The organism is Lysobacter sp. TAB13 (genome assembly GCF_052113885.1).
GTDB classification, from domain to species: Bacteria; Pseudomonadota; Gammaproteobacteria; order Xanthomonadales; family Xanthomonadaceae; genus Lysobacter; species Lysobacter gummosus.
Window position 1 is genome coordinate 1 of sequence record NZ_JBFRDR010000228.1, and the last position, 432, is coordinate 432.

A 432-nucleotide genomic window follows, 5' to 3' on the forward strand; every position below is an offset into this window, starting at 1 on the left:
CGCCACGCTCGGGTTGAAGGGCGGCGACCAGGTGAACTTCTGAGGCGCGCCATGGCCGGAAAACCCAATCCGATCGACGGTTTCACGGTCGATCCCCCGGCGATCGTCCATGTCGGCGAGGGCCTGCAGCGCCCTGAATGCATCCTGGCCGAGCGCGACGGCACGCTCTGGTCGGCCGATGCGCGCGGCGGGGTCGTGCGCATCGCCCCGGACGGACGCCAGCAACTGATCGTGCAGCAGGCGAGCCGCGGCTTTGCCGAGGCCGGAAACGACGCGGACCGCTTCGTTGCCGGCACCTTGCCGAACGGGCTCGCCTTCGCCCGCAATGGCGACATCCTGATCTCGAATTTCGGGACAGACCGGCTCGAGATCATGACTCGGGACGGCGAGACGCGCGTCCTCATCGACAACATCGATGGCGAGCCGATCGGC

Annotated in this window: 1 protein-coding gene; it reads left to right on the top strand. The window is 68.1% G+C overall.

What is annotated here, in order from left to right; genetic code table 11:
- Positions 1-51: 51 nt before the first annotated feature.
- Positions 52-432: hypothetical protein (locus AB4Y92_RS25940; RefSeq protein ID WP_441822235.1), on the top strand; the 381-nt coding region annotated here is incomplete at its 3' end.